This window comes from Streptomyces sp. NPDC029044 (genome assembly GCF_040637495.1).
Lineage (GTDB): Bacteria > Actinomycetota > Actinomycetes > Streptomycetales > Streptomycetaceae > Streptomyces.
The window spans coordinates 145,215-163,947 of record NZ_JBEZWN010000006.1 but is presented as its reverse complement, the minus strand read 5'-3'; the positions used below and the strand labels follow the sequence as shown (position 1 = coordinate 163,947).

18 protein-coding genes are annotated in these 18,733 nt (G+C 71.0%); 8 read left to right on the top strand and 10 right to left on the bottom strand.

The window, feature by feature from the left end; genetic code table 11:
- Position 1: 1 nt before the first annotated feature.
- The 5 genes from AB0E85_RS08380 to AB0E85_RS08360 are packed head-to-tail and all read right to left on the bottom strand — an operon-like array spanning position 2 to position 5,723.
- Positions 2-802, bottom strand: a complete 801-nt coding sequence (locus AB0E85_RS08380; RefSeq protein WP_107459217.1) for an ABC transporter permease — start codon at positions 800-802, stop codon at positions 2-4.
- Positions 803-1,732: an ABC transporter permease gene (locus tag AB0E85_RS08375; RefSeq protein WP_361923939.1), complete on the bottom strand. Its 930-nt coding sequence runs from the start codon at positions 1,730-1,732 to the stop codon at positions 803-805.
- Positions 1,732-2,877, bottom strand: coding sequence for an ABC transporter ATP-binding protein (locus AB0E85_RS08370; RefSeq protein WP_361924064.1), 1,146 nt, complete (start codon positions 2,875-2,877; stop codon positions 1,732-1,734). Before AB0E85_RS08370 ends, AB0E85_RS08375 begins: the two co-directional genes overlap by 1 nt.
- Positions 2,878-2,882: 5 nt before the next feature.
- On the bottom strand, positions 2,883-4,130 hold the full coding sequence (locus AB0E85_RS08365) for a spermidine/putrescine ABC transporter substrate-binding protein (protein WP_361923937.1): 1,248 nt from the start codon (positions 4,128-4,130) through the stop codon (positions 2,883-2,885).
- Between the two features lie 57 nt (positions 4,131-4,187).
- Positions 4,188-5,723, bottom strand: coding sequence for a gamma-aminobutyraldehyde dehydrogenase (locus tag AB0E85_RS08360; protein ID WP_361923935.1), 1,536 nt, complete (start codon positions 5,721-5,723; stop codon positions 4,188-4,190).
- Between the two features lie 199 nt (positions 5,724-5,922).
- Between AB0E85_RS08360 and AB0E85_RS08355 the strand changes: the two genes are divergently transcribed.
- Positions 5,923-6,498: an NADAR family protein gene (locus tag AB0E85_RS08355; protein WP_361923933.1), complete on the top strand. Its 576-nt coding sequence runs from the start codon at positions 5,923-5,925 to the stop codon at positions 6,496-6,498.
- 52 nt (positions 6,499-6,550) lie between these two features.
- Here the strand turns inward: AB0E85_RS08355 and AB0E85_RS08350 are convergent, their stop codons facing one another.
- A complete protein-coding gene (locus tag AB0E85_RS08350; RefSeq protein WP_361923931.1) occupies positions 6,551-7,015 on the bottom strand; it encodes a DUF4190 domain-containing protein in 465 nt (154 codons plus the stop codon).
- 69 nt (positions 7,016-7,084) lie between these two features.
- A complete protein-coding gene (locus AB0E85_RS08345; protein WP_361923929.1) occupies positions 7,085-7,720 on the bottom strand; it encodes a DUF4190 domain-containing protein in 636 nt (211 codons plus the stop codon).
- Positions 7,721-7,832: 112 nt separating this feature from the next.
- Between AB0E85_RS08345 and AB0E85_RS08340 the strand changes: the two genes are divergently transcribed.
- Together AB0E85_RS08340 and AB0E85_RS08335 are read left to right on the top strand one after the other, a co-directional pair.
- Positions 7,833-9,023 carry an adenosine deaminase gene (locus AB0E85_RS08340; RefSeq protein WP_361924062.1) on the top strand — a complete coding sequence of 397 codons (1,191 nt, stop codon included), beginning with the start codon at positions 7,833-7,835 and terminating at the stop codon, positions 9,021-9,023.
- Entirely contained in the window at positions 9,020-9,745 is a 726-nt protein-coding gene (locus tag AB0E85_RS08335) for a glycerophosphodiester phosphodiesterase (RefSeq protein ID WP_361923927.1), read from the top strand. Before AB0E85_RS08340 ends, AB0E85_RS08335 begins: the two co-directional genes overlap by 4 nt.
- Here AB0E85_RS08335 and AB0E85_RS08330 read toward each other — a convergent pair.
- The 3 genes from AB0E85_RS08330 to AB0E85_RS08320 all read right to left on the bottom strand — a co-directional run bounded on the left by AB0E85_RS08330 (position 9,690) and on the right by AB0E85_RS08320 (position 13,571).
- A complete protein-coding gene (locus AB0E85_RS08330) occupies positions 9,690-11,363 on the bottom strand; it encodes a sigma-70 family RNA polymerase sigma factor (protein ID WP_361923925.1) in 1,674 nt (557 codons plus the stop codon). The genes AB0E85_RS08335 and AB0E85_RS08330 overlap by 56 nt on opposite strands.
- Before the next feature lie 128 nt (positions 11,364-11,491).
- Positions 11,492-12,028, bottom strand: coding sequence for a hypothetical protein (locus AB0E85_RS08325; protein WP_361923923.1), 537 nt, complete (start codon positions 12,026-12,028; stop codon positions 11,492-11,494).
- Between the two features lie 103 nt (positions 12,029-12,131).
- A complete protein-coding gene (locus tag AB0E85_RS08320) occupies positions 12,132-13,571 on the bottom strand; it encodes a gamma-aminobutyraldehyde dehydrogenase (RefSeq protein WP_361923921.1) in 1,440 nt (479 codons plus the stop codon).
- A 164-nt stretch (positions 13,572-13,735) separates the two neighbouring features.
- Between AB0E85_RS08320 and AB0E85_RS08315 the strand changes: the two genes are divergently transcribed.
- From AB0E85_RS08315 to AB0E85_RS08295, 5 genes are all read left to right on the top strand, one after another.
- Positions 13,736-14,275 carry an Lrp/AsnC family transcriptional regulator gene (locus tag AB0E85_RS08315; protein ID WP_361923919.1) on the top strand — a complete coding sequence of 180 codons (540 nt, stop codon included), beginning with the start codon at positions 13,736-13,738 and terminating at the stop codon, positions 14,273-14,275.
- 13 nt (positions 14,276-14,288) lie between these two features.
- Positions 14,289-15,656: an aspartate aminotransferase family protein gene (locus AB0E85_RS08310; RefSeq protein WP_361924060.1), complete on the top strand. Its 1,368-nt coding sequence runs from the start codon at positions 14,289-14,291 to the stop codon at positions 15,654-15,656.
- Positions 15,657-15,862: 206 nt separating this feature from the next.
- Positions 15,863-16,612 (top strand): ATP-binding cassette domain-containing protein, encoded by a 750-nt coding sequence (locus AB0E85_RS08305; RefSeq protein ID WP_361923916.1) that lies wholly within the window; start codon positions 15,863-15,865, stop codon positions 16,610-16,612.
- Complete coding sequence (locus AB0E85_RS08300) at positions 16,594-18,183, top strand: hypothetical protein (protein ID WP_361923914.1); 1,590 nt, start codon at positions 16,594-16,596, stop codon at positions 18,181-18,183. The genes AB0E85_RS08305 and AB0E85_RS08300 overlap by 19 nt, the downstream gene beginning before the upstream one ends.
- A 129-nt stretch (positions 18,184-18,312) precedes the next feature.
- Entirely contained in the window at positions 18,313-18,720 is a 408-nt protein-coding gene (locus AB0E85_RS08295; protein ID WP_361923912.1) for a VOC family protein, read from the top strand.
- Positions 18,721-18,733 lie beyond the last annotated feature (13 nt).

Below are 18,733 nucleotides of genomic sequence, written 5' to 3'. Positions count from 1 at the left end.
GTTATGCCTTCTGCCTGTTGCGGCGGTTTCCGGCAACCATGGAAACCAGGACGAACAGTACGGCGACGACGAACATGGTCGTGCCGATGACATTGATCTGAACGGGCGTTCCGCGCTGCGCCGAGCCCCACACGAACATGGGGAACGTGACGGTCGAGCCGGCGTTGAAATTCGTGATGATGAAGTCGTCGAAGGAGAGCGCGAAAGCGAGCAGCGCGCCCGCCGCGATTCCCGGTGCCGCGATCGGCAGGGTGACCCGGACGAAGGTCTGGAACGGGCCCGCGTACAGGTCCCGTGCCGCCTCCTCCAGTTTCGGGTCCATCGACATCACACGCGCCTTGACGGCCGTGACCACGAAACTCAGGCAGAACATGATGTGGGCGATGAGGATCGTCCAGAAGCCCAGCTGCGCGCCCATGTTGAGGAACAGGGTGAGCAGTGAGGCGGCCATGACGACCTCGGGCATCGCCATCGGCAGGAAGATCAGCGAGTTCACGGCACCACGGGCGCGGAACCGGTAGCGGACCAGGGCGAAGGCGATCAGGGTGCCCAGCAGCGTGGCGCCGAGCGTCGCCCAGAACGCTATCTGGAGGCTGAGGGACAGCGACCCGCACAGCCCGGAGACCCCGCACGGGTCCTTCCAGGCGTCCAGGGAGAACTGCTGCCATTCGTAGTTGAAGCGCCCCTTCGGTTTGTTGAAGGAGAACACCGTCACGACGACGTTCGGCAGGAGCAGATAGCCGAGGGTCAGCAGTCCCGCCAGGACGACGAGATTTCTCTTGAGCCAGTTGACGAAGGGCATTTAGACCAGATCCTCCGTCCCGGACCTGCGGATGTAGAGGGTGACCATGAGCAGGATGGCCGCCATGAGGATGAAGGAGAGTGCCGCGGCCGTCGGATAGTCGAGGACTCTCAGGAACTGTGTCTGGATGACGTTTCCGACCATGCGGGTGTCGGTGGAGCCGAGCAGATCGGCGTTCACGTAGTCACCGGCCGCCGGAATGAAGGTGAGCAGGGTTCCGGAGACGACGCCCGGCATCGACAGCGGGAAGGTGACCTTGCGGAAGGTCGTCCAGGGCCGGGCGTACAGGTCGCCTGCCGCCTCGTGGAGCCGTCCGTCGATGCGCTCCAGCGAGGTGTAGAGCGGCAGGATCATGAACGGCAGGAAGTTGTACGTGAGACCGCACACCACCGCGAGCGGGGTGGCGAGGACGCGGTCGCCTGCGGTCATGCCGAGCCAGTCGGTGACGTCCAGGACGTGCAGCGTGTTGAGCGCGCCGACGACCGGTCCGCCGTCGGCGAGGATCGTCTTCCAGGCCAGGGTGCGGATCAGGAAGCTGGTGAAGAACGGCGCGATCACCAGGATCATGATCAGGTTCTTCCAGCGGCCGGCGCGGAAGGCGATCAGATAGGCCAGCGGGTAGCCGAGCAGCAGGCACAGGACCGTCGCCGTGCCCGCGTAGAGCACCGAACGGACGAACTGCGGCCAGTAGGCGGACAGCGCGTCCCAGTAGGTGGCGAAGTGCCAGGTGACCTTGTAGCCCTCCTCCAGGGAGCCCGTCTGCACGGACGTGGAGGCCTGGTAGATCATCGGCAGCGCGAAGAACACCAGCAGCCAGAGGATGCCGGGGAGCAGCAGCCAGTACGGCGTGAAGCGGCCCCGGCGCTGGGGAGGCTTCCGCTCGGGAGCCTGCGGCGCGAGGGGCGGTGGCGCCTCGGTGAGTGTCGACATCAGGCCGCCTCTTCCACTCCGGCCTCGGCGTCCTGCGTGGCGTCCAGACCGAAGGTGTGGGCCGGATTCCAGTGCAGGACGACCTCGGCGCCGGGCACCAGGCGGGGGTCGCGGTCGATGTTCTGGGCGTAGACCTCGAAGTCGGAGCAGACCGGGCTGTCGACGACGTACTGGGTGGAGACGCCGATGAAGCTGGAGTCGGCGATCCGGCCCGTGATGCGGTTGCGGCCCTCCGGTATCTCGCCGGCGTCGTCGGCGTGGCTGAGGGAGATCTTCTCCGGGCGGACGCCGGCCAGCACCCTGCCGCCGGTCGCGGTGGGCGCGGAGCAGCGCGCCTCGGGCAGGACGAGCTTGCCGCCGCCCGCCTTCAGCACGATCTCCTCGCCGCTCCGGGAGTCGACCTCGGCCTCGATGAAGTTGGAGGTGCCGAGGAAGTTCGCGACGAACGTCGTGCGCGGGTTCTCGTAGAGGTCGGTGGGTGCGCCCAGTTGCTCGACGCGGCCGGCGTTCATCACGGCGACCGTGTCGGCCATGGTCATGGCCTCCTCCTGGTCGTGCGTGACGTGGATGAAGGTGATGCCGACCTCGGTCTGGATGCGCTTGAGCTCCAGCTGCATCTGGCGGCGCAGCTTGAGGTCGAGGGCGCCGAGCGGCTCGTCGAGCAGGAGCACCTTCGGGTGGTTGATCAGCGCGCGGGCCACGGCGACGCGCTGCTGCTGGCCGCCGGAGAGCTGGTGCGGCTTCTTGCGGGCCTGCTCGCCGAGCTGGACGAGGTCGAGCATCTCGTCGACCTGCTTCTTCACCGACTTGAGGCCGCGCCGGCGCAGGCCGAAGGCGACGTTCTCGAAGATGTCGAGGTGCGGGAAGAGGGCGTAGGACTGGAAGACCGTGTTCACGGGCCGCTTGTACGGCGGGAGGGCGGTCACGTCCTGGTCACCCAGGTGCACGGTGCCGGCGGAAGGTTCCTCCAGGCCGGCGATCATGCGCAGGGTGGTGGTCTTGCCGCAGCCGGAGGCGCCGAGCAGGGCGAAGAAGGAGCCCTGCGGCACGGTCAGGTCGAGGGGGTGGACGGCGGTGAAGGAGCCGTAGGACTTGGCTATGCCCGTGAGGCGGACGTCGCCGCCGGGGCCGGTCTGGTTCGTCATGGTGGTCACGCCCCCGTCAGCTTCGCGAACTTCGCTTCGAACTCGGTCTCTTCCTTCGAGCTCAGCGAGCGGAAGGCGTGCGACTTGGCGGCCATGGCCTTGTCGGGAAGGATCAGCGGGTTGTTCGCCGCGTCCTTGTCGATCTTCTCCAGCTCGGCCTTCACGCCGTCGACGGGACACACGTAGTTGATGTACGCGGCGAGTTCGGCGGCGGCCTTCGGCTCGTAGTAGAAGTCGATGAGCCGCTCGGCGTTGGTCTTGTGCCGGGCCTTGTTGGGGATCAGCAGGTTGTCGGTGGACGTCACGTAGCCGCTGTCCGGGATGAGGAAGTCGATGTCGGGGCTGTCCGCCTTGAGCTGGACGACGTCACCGGCCCAGGCGACACAGGCCGCGAAGTCGCCGCTGGTCAGGTCCGAGGTGTAGTCGTTGCCGGTGAAGCGGCGGATCTGACCCTTGTCGACGGCCTTCTGGAGCCGCGCGATGGCCGCGTCGTAGTCGTCGGCGGTGAAGTCCGCCGGGTCCTTGCCCATGTCGAGCAGGGTCATGCCGATGCTGTCGCGCATCTCCGACAGGAAGCCGACCCGGCCCTTGAGCCTGGGGTTGTCCAGCAGGTCGGACACCGACTTCACCTCGACGCCGTCGAGGGCCTTCTTGTTGTACGCGATGACGGTCGAGATGCCCTGCCAGACGTACGAGTAGGCGCGGCCCGGGTCCCAGTCGGGGCTGCGGAACTGGGCCGACAGGTTGGCGTAGGCGTGCGGCAGGTTGCTCGGGTCCAGCTTCTGCACCCAGCCGAGGCGGATGAGGCGGGCGGCCAGCCAGTCGGTGAGGACGATCAGGTCGCGGCCGGTGTCCTGGCCCGCGGCGAGCTGCGGCTTGATCTTGCCGAAGAACTCGTTGTTGTCGTTGATGTCCTCGGTGTACTTGACCTTGATGCCGGTCCGCTTCGCGAACTGGTCCAGCGTGGGGTGGTGCTTGCCGCTGTCGTCGACGTCCATGTACTCGGTCCAGTTGGAGAAGTTCACCGTCTTCTCCTTGGCCGAGTGGTCCTCTGCCGAGACGCCGCCCTTCGACTGGCCGGCCGCCGGGATGCCGCAGGCGCTCAGCGTCCCCAGTCCGGCGGCCGCGAGCGCCCCGCCCGCGGAGGCGCGCAGCAGGGACCGCCGGGTGAGGGCGGCCCTGCCGTTCCTGAAACTGCGCCGCATGGCGGCCACTTGGGCCGTGGACAGGCGGTCGGGCTCGTACTGCTCCATGCGCGTGGTGCCCTTTCGGAGGGTGGACGGCCGTTGGTCAGGCGGCCTGCATAGCGGCTATCGGTCCCCGAACACGGTGCGGTGCCAGTCCTTGGCGGCCACCCCGGTGTTGTCGAACATGACGTGCTTGATCTGGGTGTACTCCTCGAACGAGTACGAGGACATGTCCTTGCCGTAGCCGGAGGACTTGTGGCCGCCGTGCGGCATCTCGCTGATGATCGGGATGTGGTCGTTGATCCAGACGCAGCCGGCCTTGATCTCGCGGGTGGCCCGGTTGGCCCGGTAGACGTCCCGGCTCCACGCAGACGCGGCCAGGCCGTACGGGGTGTCGTTGGCGAGCGCGAGGCCCTCGTCGTCGGTGTCGAACGGCAGCACGACCAGGACCGGCCCGAAGATCTCCGACTGGACGACCTCGCTGTCCTGGGCCGCGTCGGCGATCAAGGTGGGCTGGTAGTAGGCGCCCTTGGCGAGCTCCCCCTCGGGTGCCTCACCGCCGGTCACCACGCGCGCGTAGGCCCGCGCGCGGTCCACGAACCCGGCGACCCGGTCCCGCTGCACGTGGGAGATCAGCGGGCCGAGGTCGGTGCCGGCGGCGAAGGGGTCGCCGAGCCGGACCGTCTCCATGAGCGCCGCGGTCCGCTCCACGAAGGCCTCGTACAGCGGCCGCTGCACGTACGCGCGCGTGGCGGCCGTGCAGTCCTGCCCGGTGTTGATCAGGGAGCCCGCGACCGCGCCGTGCGCGGCGGCCTCCAGGTCGGCGTCGTCGAAGACCACGAAGGGCGCCTTGCCGCCGAGCTCCAGGTGGAGCCGCTTGACGGTGGCGGTGGCGACCTCGGCGACGCGCTTGCCGACCGCGGTGGAGCCGGTGAAGGACGTCATGGCCACGTCGGGGTGGCCGACGAGGTGCTCCCCGGCCTCCCTTCCGGTGCCGGTGACGATGTTGATCACGCCGTCCGGGATGCCGGCGTCGGTGGCCGCCTGGGCGAAGAGCAGCGAGGTCAGCGGGGTGAGCTCGGCGGGCTTCAGGACGATGGTGTTGCCCGCCGCGATCGCCGGGAGGATCTTCCAGGCGGCCATCTGGAGGGGGTAGTTCCAGGGCGCGATCGATCCGACGACGCCGATGGGCTCGCGCCGGACGTAGGAGGTGTGGTCGCCGGAGTACTCACCGGCGGACTGCCCCTGGAGATGCCGTGCGGCACCGGCGAAGAACGCGGTGTTGTCGATGGTCCCGGGGACGTCGAACTCGCGGGTCAGCTTCAGCGGCTTGCCGCACTGGAGCGACTCCGCGCGGGCGAAGTCCTCGGCCCGGTCGGCGAGGACCGCCGCGAACCGGTGCAGGGCGTCGGACCGCTCGCCGGGGGTGGCTCCCGCCCAGCCGGGGAAGGCCGCGCGGGCGGCGGCGACGGCCCGGTCGACGTCGGCCGGGCCGGCCAGCTCGTAGGTGAGGACCTCCTCGCCGGACGCCGGGTCGACGACGGCGTGCGTACGGCCGGAGGTGCCCCTGGTCAGGTGGCCCGCGATGTACTGCGCGCCCTGCGCGAAGCGCTCCTCCGCCGGGAATCGGTCCGGGATGGCAGTGCCCGGGTTGTGCATGTCGCTCTCCTCCGTGTCCCCTGATGGGGCCGGCGTGGCTCAGGCTCGATTTGAGTGCCGATCCTGACAGAGGTATGGCATGCCAACAAGTGATTCCGTTGTTGATTTTTGGTTACGCGACGGAATCTGTCGACCAGGTGTCGAGTTCACCGCGAAAAGGCAGGACGCTGTGTCAGTGGTGCGTGCCACACTCGCGTGCATGGAGAAGATCACGGGGGCGGTCGGCTCGAGGGAGGCCCTGATCAGGGCGGTCCGCGCGGGGGCCAGGGTCGGGTATCTGCACTTCTGGGGGCACCGGCCGCGGCCGGACGGCCGGATCGGGGCGAGCTGTCTGAGCCAGTGGTGGCCCTCGCCGTTCACGGTGGACGGCGAGGCCTACGCGACGGCCGAGCACTGGATGATGGCCGGGAAGGCCCGGCTCTTCGAGGACCCGGCGGCGGAGCATGCCGCGCTGGCCGCGGGGCATCCCGCCGAGGCGAAGAAGGCCGGGCGGCTGGTGCGCGGGTTCGACGAGACGACCTGGGCCCGGGAGCGGTTCCGGATCGTCGTCGAGGGCAGCGTCCACAAGTTCGGCGCGCATCCCGAACTCATGGCGTACCTGCTGGGCACGGGTGACCGGGTGCTCGTCGAGGCGAGCCCCGTGGACCGGGTGTGGGGCATCGGGCTGGCCGCGGACGACGCGGCGGCGATGGATCCGGAGCGGTGGCGGGGGCCGAACCTGCTGGGGTTCGCCCTGATGGAGGCGCGGGAGCGACTGCGGACGGCGAGAGCATGAGTGAGGGGCCGGTCCCCCTGGACCGGCCCCTGCCGCACTCCACGCGTCCCGCTCAGGACGCCGCGCCGAGCCCGCCCATGATGCCGGCGAACAGCAGGAAGCCCAGCAGCGGCAGGATCACGGTGGCGATGATGCCGCAGACCAGGCCCGCGGTCGCCGCGCCCTTGTTGGTGGCCTCACCGCGGGTGGCCTTGCCGCGGCCGATGGCACCGAAGATGATCGCGAGGATGCCCAGGATCACGCCGAAGAACCACATGATGAACGTCAGGCTGCACACCACGCCGATGATGCCCAGCACCAGGCCCGTGGTTCCCATGCCGTTGCTGGGCTGGGCGGGCATCCCGTAGCCGGGCGCCTGCGGGTAGCCCACGGGCGGCGCGGCCGGGTAACCGGGGCCGCCCTGGGGGTAGCCGTAGCCCGGGCCGGACTGCTGCGGATAGCCGTAGCCCGGGGCCGGCTGCTGCGGCGGCTGGGCCGGCGGACCGAAACCACCCGGGGGCGGGTTGATGTTGGACATGGACGCTCTCCCCTCCGTTGTCAGACCAGGGCATCGTAGTGGCCAAGTCGGCGGCGGGGGGCGGCTGTTTCAGCGGTGGGACAGGGCGGTGGCCACCGGACCGGCGGCGCCGTAGTACGGGTCGTCGTTGCGGTCGCTGTTGATCGCGGCCGTGATGCCGACGGCGATCAGGACGATCACCGTGATGCCGAGGATGATCCCGATGATGCCCATGATCAGCCCGGCCTGCGCCTGCCCGTGGTTGGTGGCCACCCCGGCCTCGGCGCGCTTGCGGCCCTTGATGCCGAAGACGACGGCGAGGATGCCGGTGACCAGGGAGACCACGCCGTACATGCAGAAGAGGGTGCAGGAGATGATGCCGAGCACCATCGCGGCGACGCCCATGCCGTTCTGCGGGGCCATGGGCATGCCCGGCCAGCCGTAGCCGCTCTGGGGGTAGCTCCCCGGGTATCCGTAACCGCCCGGCGCCGCTCCCGGTCCGGTGGGAGCCACGGGCGGGGGCGGCACGGCGCCGGTGCCCGAGGGGTCGAACTGCGGGGTGCCGGCGGGCGGGGTGAAGCCCGGCATGGAGGTGACCGTGGCCTGGTCGTGCACGGACGGCTGCTGCGGCCTCTGGTTCTTGTCGAGCGAGGGCTTGTTCTCCGGGGGCGCCCACGGGTCGTGGCCGGCGCCTCCGCCTCCGTCGGGCTGCGTCGCGTCCGTCATCCTGTTCCCCCCTGGGTCGATCGTGTGGTCATGCTACGGGGCGGTTCGGTGCGTGCCACAGTGCGGGTGCGTGAGGGCCGGTCGCGCCCGCGCGGTGGAGCCGCACCTCGACATGGCCCGCGCCCCGGGAGGAAGGGCGTTGCACCGCACCGCATACGATGAATTCGCGTCAATCGATCAGCCGATCACCCGCGCCCCGCCCGCCTCAGGCCTGCGGCGGCGCCGTTCCGGGGAGGAACCCTTGACCGAGCATCTTGTCGACCCCCGCGCCCCACGCGACGTGAAGGCCTTCATCGCCGGACTGCCCAAGGCCGAACTGCATGTGCACCACGTGGGATCCGCCTCCCCCCGGATCGTCTCCGAACTGGCCGCGCGGCACCCCGACTCGAAGGTGCCGACCGATCCCGAGGCCCTGGCCGACTACTTCACGTTCACCGACTTCGCGCACTTCATCGACGTGTACCTGTCGGTCGTCGACCTGATCCGCACCCCGGAGGACGTCCGGCTGCTGACGTACGAGGTGGCCCGGGACCTGGCCCGGCAGCAGGTGCGCTACGCCGAGCTGACCATCACCCCCTTCTCGTCCACCCGGCGCGGCATCGACGAGCGGGCCTTCATGGACGCGATCGAGGACGCCCGCAAGGCCGCCGAGGCAGAGTTCGGGACCGTGCTGCGCTGGTGCTTCGACATCCCCGGCGAGGCGGGTCTGGAGGCCGCCGAGGAGACGGCCCGGCTCGCCACCGACGACCGGCTGCGCCCGGAGGGCCTGGTCTCCTTCGGTCTCGGCGGCCCCGAGGTCGGCGTGGAGCGGCCGCAGTTCAAGCCGTACTTCGACCGGGCGATCGCCGCCGGGCTGCACTCCGTGCCGCACGCCGGTGAGACGACCGGACCGCAGACGGTGTGGGACGCGCTGACCCACCTGCGGGCCGAGCGCATCGGGCACGGCACCAGCTCCGCGCAGGACCCGAAGCTGCTCGCGCACCTCGCCGAGCACCGGATCCCGCTGGAGGTGTGCCCGACCTCCAACATCGCCACCCGCGCGGTGCGCACGCTCGACGAGCACCCGATCAAGGAGTTCGTGCGCGCCGGGGTCGTCGTCACCGTCAACTCCGACGACCCGCCGATGTTCGGCACCGACCTCGACAACGAGTACGCGGTCGCCGCCCGGCTCCTCGACCTCGACGAGCGGGGCCTGGCCGCACTGGCGAAGAACGCCGTCGAGGCGTCCTTCCTGGACGCGGCGGGCAAGGCCCGCATCGCCGGCGAGATCGACACCTACACCGCTCAGTGGCTCTCCCGGTGACGCCCGCCCCGGTCGCGGTGGCCCACCGCGGCGACCCCTACCGCGTCCGGGAGAACACCGTCGCCTCACTGCGTTCCGCGCTGCGCCGGGGCGCGGACGCGGTGGAGATCGACGTGCGGCTCACCCGGGACGGCGTGCCGGTGCTGCTGCACGACGCGACGCTGAAGCGGCTCTGGGAGCACGAGCGGCCCCTGCGAGCGCTGTCGGCCGAGGAGGTGCGCGGGCTGACCGGCGGCGGTGTGCCGACGCTGGCCGAGGCCCTCGCCGCGACCGACGGGCACCGGGTGATGATCGACCTGCCCGCGTCGCCCGATGTCCGGGCGGTGCGCCGGATCATGGGCGTCGTGGCGGAGGCCGGGGCGACGGAGCGGGTCTACTACTGCGCGGGCGCCGATGCCATGCTCGCCGTACGGGCGGCGGACCCGGCCGCCGAGATCGCCCTCACCTGGACGACCCTGGCCCCGCCCCGGCCCGTACTGCTGGAGGCGGTCCGCCCGCGCTGGCTCAACTACCGCTTCTCGCTGGTGGACCGCCCGCTCATCGAGCGCGTGCACGCGGGCGGCCACCTCGTCTCCGTCTGGACCCCGGACACCCGCCGCTCCATGCGGCGGCTGCTGGAGGCGGGGGTGGACTCGATCACGACGAACCGCGTCGACGTGCTGTGCGCTACACGCGCGAGCGCTGCGGCACCGTCGCCGGATCGGCCGGGGTCTCACGCGTGACGTACTGCGGCACCGGCGCGCTGTCCGTGCCGGTGTCGCGGACGAGCCCGTAGCGGATGGCGCCCTGCGGTGGGCCCTGATCGATGTCCTCGACCACGGCGTCCCGGTCCGACGGGAAGACGATGAGGCCGTAGTCGCAGCCCCGTTCGTTCTGGGTGAGGGTGACGGTGCCGTCGAGGTAGAAGTACTCGTTCTGCCACATCTGCTGGGTGCCGGGCGGGAGGACCGCGTAGCCGATGTCCGGGCCGCCCATGCCGGTGGCGTAGCCGTTCGGGGCGCCGGGCAGCGGGTCGTCCATCCGCCGCGAGCCACCGGACGCCACATGGAACAGCCTGCCCTTCAGGCCGGTCCAGGACGGCATGACCAGCGCGCCGGGCCGGGACCCGGGTGAGATCTGCCAGCGGACCAGGACGTATCCCCGGCCGGTGAGCGTCACCCGGTCGCCGCGGTGCTGCATGACCGCCTTCGGGCCGCCGGTGCTGGTGATGCCGGACTCGGGGCGGCGCGACAGCGCGGCGGGCCGAGTGTCCGGGTCGGGGGCGCGGTCGACGGCGTCGACGACGGTGCCGTACGAGTCGGTCCTCTTCGTCACCGACGGCGGGGACGTGCGGGTGACGGTCGGCGTGGGAGCGGGGGCCTGGGCGGGCGGTGCGGATGGCCGCGGCGGTTCGGAAGCAGCCGTGGCCGTGGGCGCCACGGCGGCCCGGGGCGGCGGGGCGCCCGGCGGCTGGGTGACGACGTAGGCGCCGCCCGCGACGATCGTCGCGCCCGCCGTCACCGCGACGGCCGGCTTGGTGAGCGCGCCGAGCAGCTTGGCGGACCAGCCGGCGGAGGTGGCCGAGGCGGTGGCCACGGCCGTCTTGCCGCCGAAGGCGAGCGACAGGGTGAACCCGACGGGCAGCGGGACCAGGGCGATGCCGACCAGGAGGCGTTCGGCCGGTACGACGGCCTCTCGGGTGCCGCCGCAGGAGCGGCAGCCGCGGATGTGCCGGGCCAGCCGCTTGCGCCACACCGAGTCGGGCCGGCCGTCCCAGCGGCCGCTCAGCTCGCGCAGGCCGGGGCAGGCACCGTCGAGGGCGCGCACGATGCCGCGCGAGGTCTCCAGGCGCTCCTTCATCCGCTGGACGCGCACGGCGGCGTGCTGCCGGGTGATGCCGACGGCGGCGGCCAGTTCGCGCCGGGTCAGTTCGCCCGCGACCTCCAGCCACCACAGCGACAGCAGCTGCCGGTCCTCGTCGTCGAGCCACCGCACGGCCTCGGCGACCTCGCGCCGCTGCCCTTCCAGCTGGAGCCGCAGCACGGTCAGGTCGGCGAAGTCGCAGGCCGGTACCTCCTCCAGCCGGTCCGGGGTCGTGCGCCGGGCCCGGTCGCGGATCTGCCGCACGGCGATCGCCACCAGCCAGGACCGGAAGCTGTCGGGGTCGCGCAGCGAACCCAGGTTGCCGACGGCGCGCAGCATGGTCTCCTGCACGACGTCGTCGACGTCGGCGTGGCCGTTCAGGGCCCGGCCCACGATGTTGTAGACCAGCGGCAGCCAGCCCGCGACCAGCTCGTCCAGCGCCCGGCGGTCGCCGGCCTGCGCGGCCGTGATGACGGCGCGCCAGTGCTCACTGTCCACGGGAGCCCCTCACCGGCCGGGATCGGTACGTCTGCGCACGCACCCTCTCAGGCGGGACGGGGGTTTTGGCTATGTGGGGGATCACATGCGGGGAGACGGCGTGAAGGTTCCCCGGATAACAGTTTTCCTCAGCCGCCGAACACCGGGGCGGACGCGGAGGCGGACGCGGGCGCGGTCAGCGCCTCCAGCCGCTTGATCCGCTGCCGGACGACATACAGCGGGATCACTCCGAACACCCCGAAGGCCATGTCGATCACCGACCACCAGAACGGGATCCCGCGGAGCGGTCCGCAGATCAGGGCGAGCGGGATGATCCCCGCGCAGGCGATCATGCCGAACTCGACGACCCAGATGTTGCGGACGGGGTCGCGGTAGGGCCCGTAGAAGGCGACCGCGATCACCAGGTGCGCGAAGGCCAGCCAGTCCGTGCCGTAGAGGAGGAAGGGGTACTCGGCGTCGGCCTGGTCCAGGCCGGCCCGGACCCGCCCGATCCACTCCGTCAGCCCGGGCAGGTGGTCGCCGACGGAGAGCGCGCGCAACAGATCCTCGGTCCAGCGCAGTTCGTGCACCAGGGGAAAGGCCGTGGCGCCGCTGAGCACCAGGCACACGACGAAGACGACCAACCAGGCGCGGATGCCCTTCACCAGGGCGGCTCTGTCGTTCATGGAGGCACTCTACGCCCATGTTGAACATGTTCAAAAAAGGGGGCCGGGGTAGCGGAACGGCCCCGGGCGGCAGCGCCCGGGGCCGTCACGGCCGAACGTGTGGTTACGCGTCCAGCGACGTCATCACGTGCTTGATCCGCGTGTAGTCGTCGAAGCCGTAGCCCGAGAGGTCCTTGCCGTAGCCGGACTTCTTGAAGCCGCCGTGCGGCATCTCGGCGACCAGCGGGATGTGCGTGTTGATCCACACGCAGCCGAAGTCCAGCTTCTTGGACATCCGCATGGCGCGGCCGTGGTCCTTGGTCCACACGGAGGAGGCGAGCGCGTACTCGACGCCGTTGGCCCACTCCACGGCCTGCTCCTCGTCGGAGAAGGACTGCACGGTGATGACCGGGCCGAAGACCTCCTTCTGGATGATCTCGTCGGTCTGCTTCAGGCCCGAGACGACGGTCGGCGCGTAGAAGTAGCCCTTGTCGCCCACCCGCTTGCCGCCGGCCTCCACGCGCGCGTGCGCGGGCAGCCGGTCGATGAAGCCCTCGACCTGCTTGAGCTGGTTGGGGTTGTTGAGCGGGCCGAACAGCACGTCCTCGTCGTCCGGCTGCCCGGTCTTCGTCTCGGAGGCGGCCTTGGCCAGCGCGGAGACGAACTCGTCGTGGATGGACTCGTGGACGAGCACGCGCGTGGCGGCGGTGCAGTCCTGACCGGCGTTGAAGTAGCCGGCGACCGAGATGTCCTCGACGGCCTTGGCGATGTCGGTGTCCTCGAAGACCACGACCGGCGCCTTGCCGCCCAGCTCCAGGTGGACGCGCTTGACGTCCTTGGAGGCGGACTCGGCGACCTGGATGCCGGCGCGGACGGAGCCGGTGATGGAGGCCATCGCCGGGGTCTCGTGCTCGACCATCAGGCGGCCGGTGTCGCGGTCGCCGCAGATGACGTTGAAGACGCCCTTGGGGACGATCGAGCCGATGATCTCGGCCATGAGGACCGTCGAGGCCGGGGTGGTGTCGGACGGCTTCAGCACGACGGTGTTGCCCGCCGCGATCGCCGGGGCGAACTTCCACACGGCCATCATCATCGGGTAGTTCCACGGCGCGACCTGCGCGCAGACGCCGACCGGCTCCCGGCGCACGATGGAGGTCAGGCCCTCCATGTACTCACCGGCCGAGCGGCCCTCGAGCATCCGCGCCGCGCCCGCGAAGAAGCGGATCTGGTCGACCATCGGCGGGATCTCCTCGGAGCGGGTCAGCCCGACGGGCTTGCCCGTGTTCTCCACCTCGGCCGCGATCAGCTCCTCGGCGCGCTCCTCGAAGGCGTCCGCGATCTTCAGCAGGGCCTTCTGGCGCTCGGCGGGCGTGGTGTCGCGCCAGCCGGGAAAGGCCTCGGCGGCCGCCGCCATCGCGGCGTCCACGTCCGCCTGCCCGGACAGCGGAGCGGTCGCGTACGCCTCGCCCGTCGCGGGATTGACCACCTCGGTGGTCCGTCCGTCGGCGGCGTCCTTGAACTCACCGCCGATGTAGTTGCGCAGACGACGCAGCTCGGTGCTCACTGCCGGCCCTCCAGTTCGGATGTCCAGTACTTGAGACACCCACCCTAGTCGGCCGACCCACGTTTTCAACACCCCCGCTCCCTTCGATCGTGCGGAATCCGCAGGAGTAGACGACTCAAACAACGGATTTCATCGATCCAGGCTTGCGGAAGTGTCGAGACCTCGTGCACAGTGACCTCGTGGCCAGTCGAAGCGCAGAACAGAAGGGCCCGCGGGAGTCCCGCGAGCCCTCCCGCGAGTCCAGGAACGGCAGCTCGCCGCAGCTGGACGCCGTCTCCCTCGCCATCATCGAGCAGCTCCAGGAGGACGGCCGCCGGCCGTACGCCGCCATCGGCAAGGCCGTCGGCCTGTCGGAGGCGGCCGTGCGCCAGCGCGTCCAGAAGCTGCTCGACCAGGGCGTGATGCAGATCGTCGCCGTCACGGACCCGCTCACCGTGGGCTTCCGCAGACAGGCGATGGTCGGGGTCAACGTCGAGGGCGACGTGGAGGCGGTCGCGGACGCGCTGTCGGCCATGTCCGAATGCGAGTACGTGGTGATGACCGCAGGCTCCTTCGACCTGATGGTGGAGATCGTCTGCGAGGACGACGACCACCTCCTGGAGGTCATCAACAAACGCATACGGGCCGTGCCCGGAGTGCGCTCCACCGAGAGCTTCGTCTACCTCAAGCTCAAGAAGCAGACCTACATGTGGGGAACCCGATAACCGTGAGGACCCGATAGCCGTGAGCAAGGACCTCTCCCAGTCCGCGTACGACCACCTGTGGATGCACTTCACGCGCATGTCGTCGTACGAGAAGGCCCCCGTCCCCACCATCGTCCGGGGCGAGGGCACGTACATCTACGACGACAAGGGCAAGCGCTACCTGGACGGCCTCGCCGGCCTCTTCGTGGTGCAGGCCGGGCACGGCCGGGTCGAGCTCGCCGAGACCGCCTTCAAGCAGGCGCAGGAGCTGGCGTTCTTCCCGGTGTGGTCCTACGCCCACCCCAAGGCCGTCGAGCTGGCCGAGCGCCTCGCCGGGCACGCCCCGGGCGACCTGAACAAGGTCTTCTTCACCACCGGCGGCGGCGAGGCGGTGGAGACCGCCTGGAAGCTCGCCAAGCAGTACTTCAAGCTGACCGGCAAGCCCACCAAGCACAAGGTCATCTCCCGCGCGGTCGCCTACCACGGCACCCCGCAGGGCGCCCTGTCCATCACCGGCCTGCCCGGTCTGAAGGCCCCCTTCGAGCCGCTGGTACCGGGCGCGCACAAGGTCCCGAACACCAACATCTACCGCGCCCCGCTCTTCGGTGACGACCCGGAGGCCTTCGGCCGCTGGGCCGCCGACCAGATCGAGCAGCAGATCCTCTTCGAGGGCCCGGACACGGTCGCCGCGGTCTTCCTGGAGCCGGTGCAGAACGCGGGCGGCTGCTTCCCGCCCCCGCCCGGCTACTTCCAGCGGGTCCGCGAGATCTGCGACCGGCACGACGTGCTGCTCGTCTCGGACGAGGTCATCTGCGCGTTCGGCCGCCTGGGCACGTACTTCGCCTGCGACAAGTTCGACTACGTGCCGGACATGATCACCTGCGCCAAGGGCATGACCTCGGGCTACTCCCCGATCGGCGCCTGCATCATCTCCGACCGCCTGGCCGAGCCGTTCTACAAGGGCGACAACACCTTCCTGCACGGCTACACCTTCGGCGGCCACCCGGTCTCCGCGGCCGTGGGCCTGGCCAACCTCGACCTGTTCGAGCGCGAGAACCTCAACCAGCACGTCCTGGACAACGAGGGCAACTTCCGCGCCACCCTGGAGAAGCTCCACGACCTGCCGATCGTCGGCGACGTCCGCGGCAACGGCTTCTTCTACGGCATCGAGCTCGTGAAGGACAAGAACACCAAGGAGTCCTTCAACGAGGAGGAGACCGAGCGCGTCCTGTACGGCTTCCTGTCCAAGGCGCTGTACGACAACGGCCTGTACTGCCGGGCCGACGACCGCGGCGACCCGGTCGTCCAGCTCGCCCCGCCGCTGATCTCCGACCAGTCGACGTTCGACGAGATCGAGCAGATCCTGCGCGCCACCCTCTCGGAGGCGTGGACCAAGCTCTGACCCGCGTCGCTCCGATCGTCTTCCTGGATGATCAACAACGGCCCCGGTGCCGCCCGTTCGAGTGAGAAACGGCGGCCCGGGGCCGCGTGCTGTCCGGCGCCCCGCCGCCTTCTGCCTAGCGTGCCCAGTGACCGATCGGCCCTGCCTTCGTTCCCCCGCACGGGGGATGGCACGGGAACTACGGATCTGAACCGAGGTGTACGCGCATGGAGGCCCCGCCGGACAACGACGTGCTCTGGGCACGCGCCCTGCACTTCCAGCACGACGACGGCTCGCCCGCGCTCTGCGGCGTCTCGCTCGGCGTGCGCGAGGGCGAGATCCTCGCCCTGAGCGGCCCGCGCGGCAGCGGCAAGACGACCCTGCTGCGGTGCCTGTCCGGCCTGGTGCCCGTCCGGCGTGGCGAGGTCTGGTTCAACAGCGTGCCCGTGCACACCATGGGCCCTCTCACCCGCGAGCGGCTGCGCCGCGACCGGTTCGGCTGGATCGACCCGACCCCTTCGCTGGTGCCGGAGCTCAACGCCTGGGAGAACGCCGCCCTGCCGCTGATGCTGCGCGGCACCAGCAGGCGCCGCGCCAAGACCACGGCCTTGGAGTGGCTGGAGCGCCTGGACATCGGCGACAGCGCCCGCAAACGGCCGCACCAGCTGGTGCAGGCCGAGCGGCAGCGGGTCTGCATCGCCCGCGCCCTGGCCCCCGCCCCGTCGGTGCTGTTCGCCGACGAGCCCACGGCTCCCCTGCACCGCGCCGACCGCGCCCATGTGCTGCGCACCCTCACCACGGCGGCCCGCTCCCACCGCATCACCGTCGTCCTGGCCACCCACGACGCCGAGACGGCGGCCCTCGCCGACCGCACGGTCTCCCTGCTCGACGGGCGGCGCGTGCAGACGGTCCACCTGCCGCCGGTCGCCGAGACCAGCGAACCGGAAGGCCGGGCCGCGTGCTCGCTCTCCGTCTGACCCGCGGCGCCCACCCGGCCGTCCAGCTGCGCCGCCTGATGGTCACCGCGGCCTCGGCGGGCACGGGCTTCCTGCTGCTCTGCGCCCTGGGCTACGCGATGGGCCACCCCGGCTCCCCCGGCGCCGCCGCGCTGCGACTGGCCTGGTGCGCAGCCCCGCTGGCCGCCACGGTGTACTTCGCGGTCGCGGTGGCCCGTACCGACCCCGGCACCAAGCCCCGCTCCGGCCTCTCGGCCATCGGCCTGGGACCGGTCCGCATGATGGCCGTCTCGGCGACGACGACGGCCCTGTCCTGCACGCTGGGTTCGATGCTGGCCCTGCTCGTCTTCCTGCACCTGCGGGGCGATCTGACGGGCATGCCCTTCGACGGCGCCGCCGCCGACTCCCTCGCCGCGGGCCGGCCGCTGCCGCTGCCGGGCGCCCTGACCCTGCTGGCGTTCGTGCCCGTCGGCGCGTCGGTGGCGGTGGCCCTGGCCCTGCGACCACGCGAGGCGGGGCCCGCCACGCCCCGGGCGGCCCGGATGTACGGCCGCTTCGGCGCTTACCGGCGCACCAGCACCCGCGAGACCTTCGGGGCGTACGGCAGGTTCGGCCGGCAGATCGTCCGGCCCACGGACGGCCGTACCGCCGAGCCCGCCGCGAAGAGCGTCCCGCCGGCGGCCCGGACCGGCGGGTCGGCCCCGGCGGCGGCCACGGGCTCCGGCGGGACGGTGAGCGCGGTCGCGGACCCCGCCGCGGCGAACCCTGACGCCGTGGCCCCGGCCACGGACCCCGCAGCCTCGCACCCGGTGGCACCGGAAGCGGCGGGCGCGTTCGGTCCGGCCGGCGATTCCGCCCGGCGGCTCAGCGCGCACGCGGCGGCGCCGGACGCGGCCGGAGCCATCAGCCCCGCCGGGGCCCTGGCACGGCACCCGGTCCCCGCGGCGCCCGACGTTCCCGGCGAGGCCACCGACACGGCCCTGCCGGACACCATCGCCGCCCCCTCCGGTCTGCCGTGGGGCATCACCGTGCTGGCCGCGGGTCTCGCCGTGGTGAGCTACACGAGCCGTACCGCTCCGACGCCCCCCGACCTGTCCTTCTCCGGCGCCTCCCCGGGTGTGCTGGCGGGCTGGGCGCTGGCCGCCGTCGGCCTGGCCCTGGCCGGTCCGGGCCTGACCCATCTGTGCGGACGGCTGCTCCAGGCGGCCCGCCCCGGCGCCCTGCGGCTCCTGGCCGGCCGCATCCTCATGGCGGAGGCCGTCCGCATCGGGCGCCCCCTCGGCGTCGTCTGCGCGGTGCTGTCCGCCGCCTGGGCCATGGCGCTGCTGCACGCCCCGGACGGGCTCTCGCTCGGCCCGCTCACCAGCCTCGGCGTGCTGCTCGTGACCGGGTGCACCACGGCGACGCTCCTCACGGCGGCCGTCGAGGCCAGGCAGGCCCGCGCCGGCACCACCGCCGCCCTGATGCGGCTCGGCGCCCCCGCCACGACGCTGCGCGCCGCCGCCGCCCTCCGCGCGGGCGCGCTGCTCGCCGTGTTCGGTCCGCTCACCCTGACGGTCGCGGAACTGGCGGCGCTCCCCCTGGCGCGCTGAGTCCCGCGGCCGCCGCCGGGAACCCGCCGGAAAACTCGTGCGAAAAAAATCTCCGAACGGCGATGAGTTCCGGACCGGCCCCCGGTCTATCCCCGCGTAACGACACGGACTTGATGGGAGAGACCTCGCATGTACCAGCAGATGATCTTCGTGAACCTGTGCACCGGCGACCTCGGCGCCTCGAAGAAGTTCTTCACGGAGCTGGGCTTCACGATCAACGAGCAGTTCAGCGACGACACGACCGCCTCGGTCGTCATCAGCGAGACCATCGTGGTGATGGTGCACACCAAGGAGAAGTACGGGCAGTTCACCAAGAAGGACGTCGTGGACTCGACGAAGACCAGCGAGGTGCTGATCGCGCTGAGCGCCGAGAGCCGCGAGAAGGTCGACGAGCTGGTCGAGAAGGCGGTCGCGGCGGGCGGTTCCGTCTCGGGCGAGACGCAGGACCACGGCTTCATGTACGGCCGCGCCTTCGACGACCTGGACGGCCACACCTTCGAGGTCGTGTGGATGGACCCCGCGGCCGTCCAGGGCTGACGGTGTGCGGCCT

Bases quoted from the DNA above. Each gene is read 5' to 3' on its own strand.
- AB0E85_RS08380 (WP_107459217.1), bottom strand. From the start codon at position 802: ATGCCCTTCGTCAACTGGCTCAAGAGAAATCTCGTCGTCCTGGCGGGA.
- AB0E85_RS08375 (WP_361923939.1), bottom strand. From the start codon at position 1,732: ATGTCGACACTCACCGAGGCGCCACCGCCCCTCGCGCCGCAGGCTCCC.
- AB0E85_RS08370 (WP_361924064.1), bottom strand. From the start codon at position 2,877: ATGACGAACCAGACCGGCCCCGGCGGCGACGTCCGCCTCACGGGCATA.
- AB0E85_RS08365 (WP_361923937.1), bottom strand. From the start codon at position 4,130: ATGGAGCAGTACGAGCCCGACCGCCTGTCCACGGCCCAAGTGGCCGCC.
- AB0E85_RS08360 (WP_361923935.1), bottom strand. From the start codon at position 5,723: ATGCACAACCCGGGCACTGCCATCCCGGACCGATTCCCGGCGGAGGAG.
- AB0E85_RS08355 (WP_361923933.1), top strand. From the start codon at position 5,923: ATGGAGAAGATCACGGGGGCGGTCGGCTCGAGGGAGGCCCTGATCAGG.
- AB0E85_RS08350 (WP_361923931.1), bottom strand. From the start codon at position 7,015: ATGTCCAACATCAACCCGCCCCCGGGTGGTTTCGGTCCGCCGGCCCAG.
- AB0E85_RS08345 (WP_361923929.1), bottom strand. From the start codon at position 7,720: ATGACGGACGCGACGCAGCCCGACGGAGGCGGAGGCGCCGGCCACGAC.
- AB0E85_RS08340 (WP_361924062.1), top strand. From the start codon at position 7,833: ATGGCCCGCGCCCCGGGAGGAAGGGCGTTGCACCGCACCGCATACGAT.
- AB0E85_RS08325 (WP_361923923.1), bottom strand. From the start codon at position 12,028: ATGAACGACAGAGCCGCCCTGGTGAAGGGCATCCGCGCCTGGTTGGTC.
- AB0E85_RS08305 (WP_361923916.1), top strand. From the start codon at position 15,863: ATGGAGGCCCCGCCGGACAACGACGTGCTCTGGGCACGCGCCCTGCAC.
- AB0E85_RS08295 (WP_361923912.1), top strand. From the start codon at position 18,313: ATGTACCAGCAGATGATCTTCGTGAACCTGTGCACCGGCGACCTCGGC.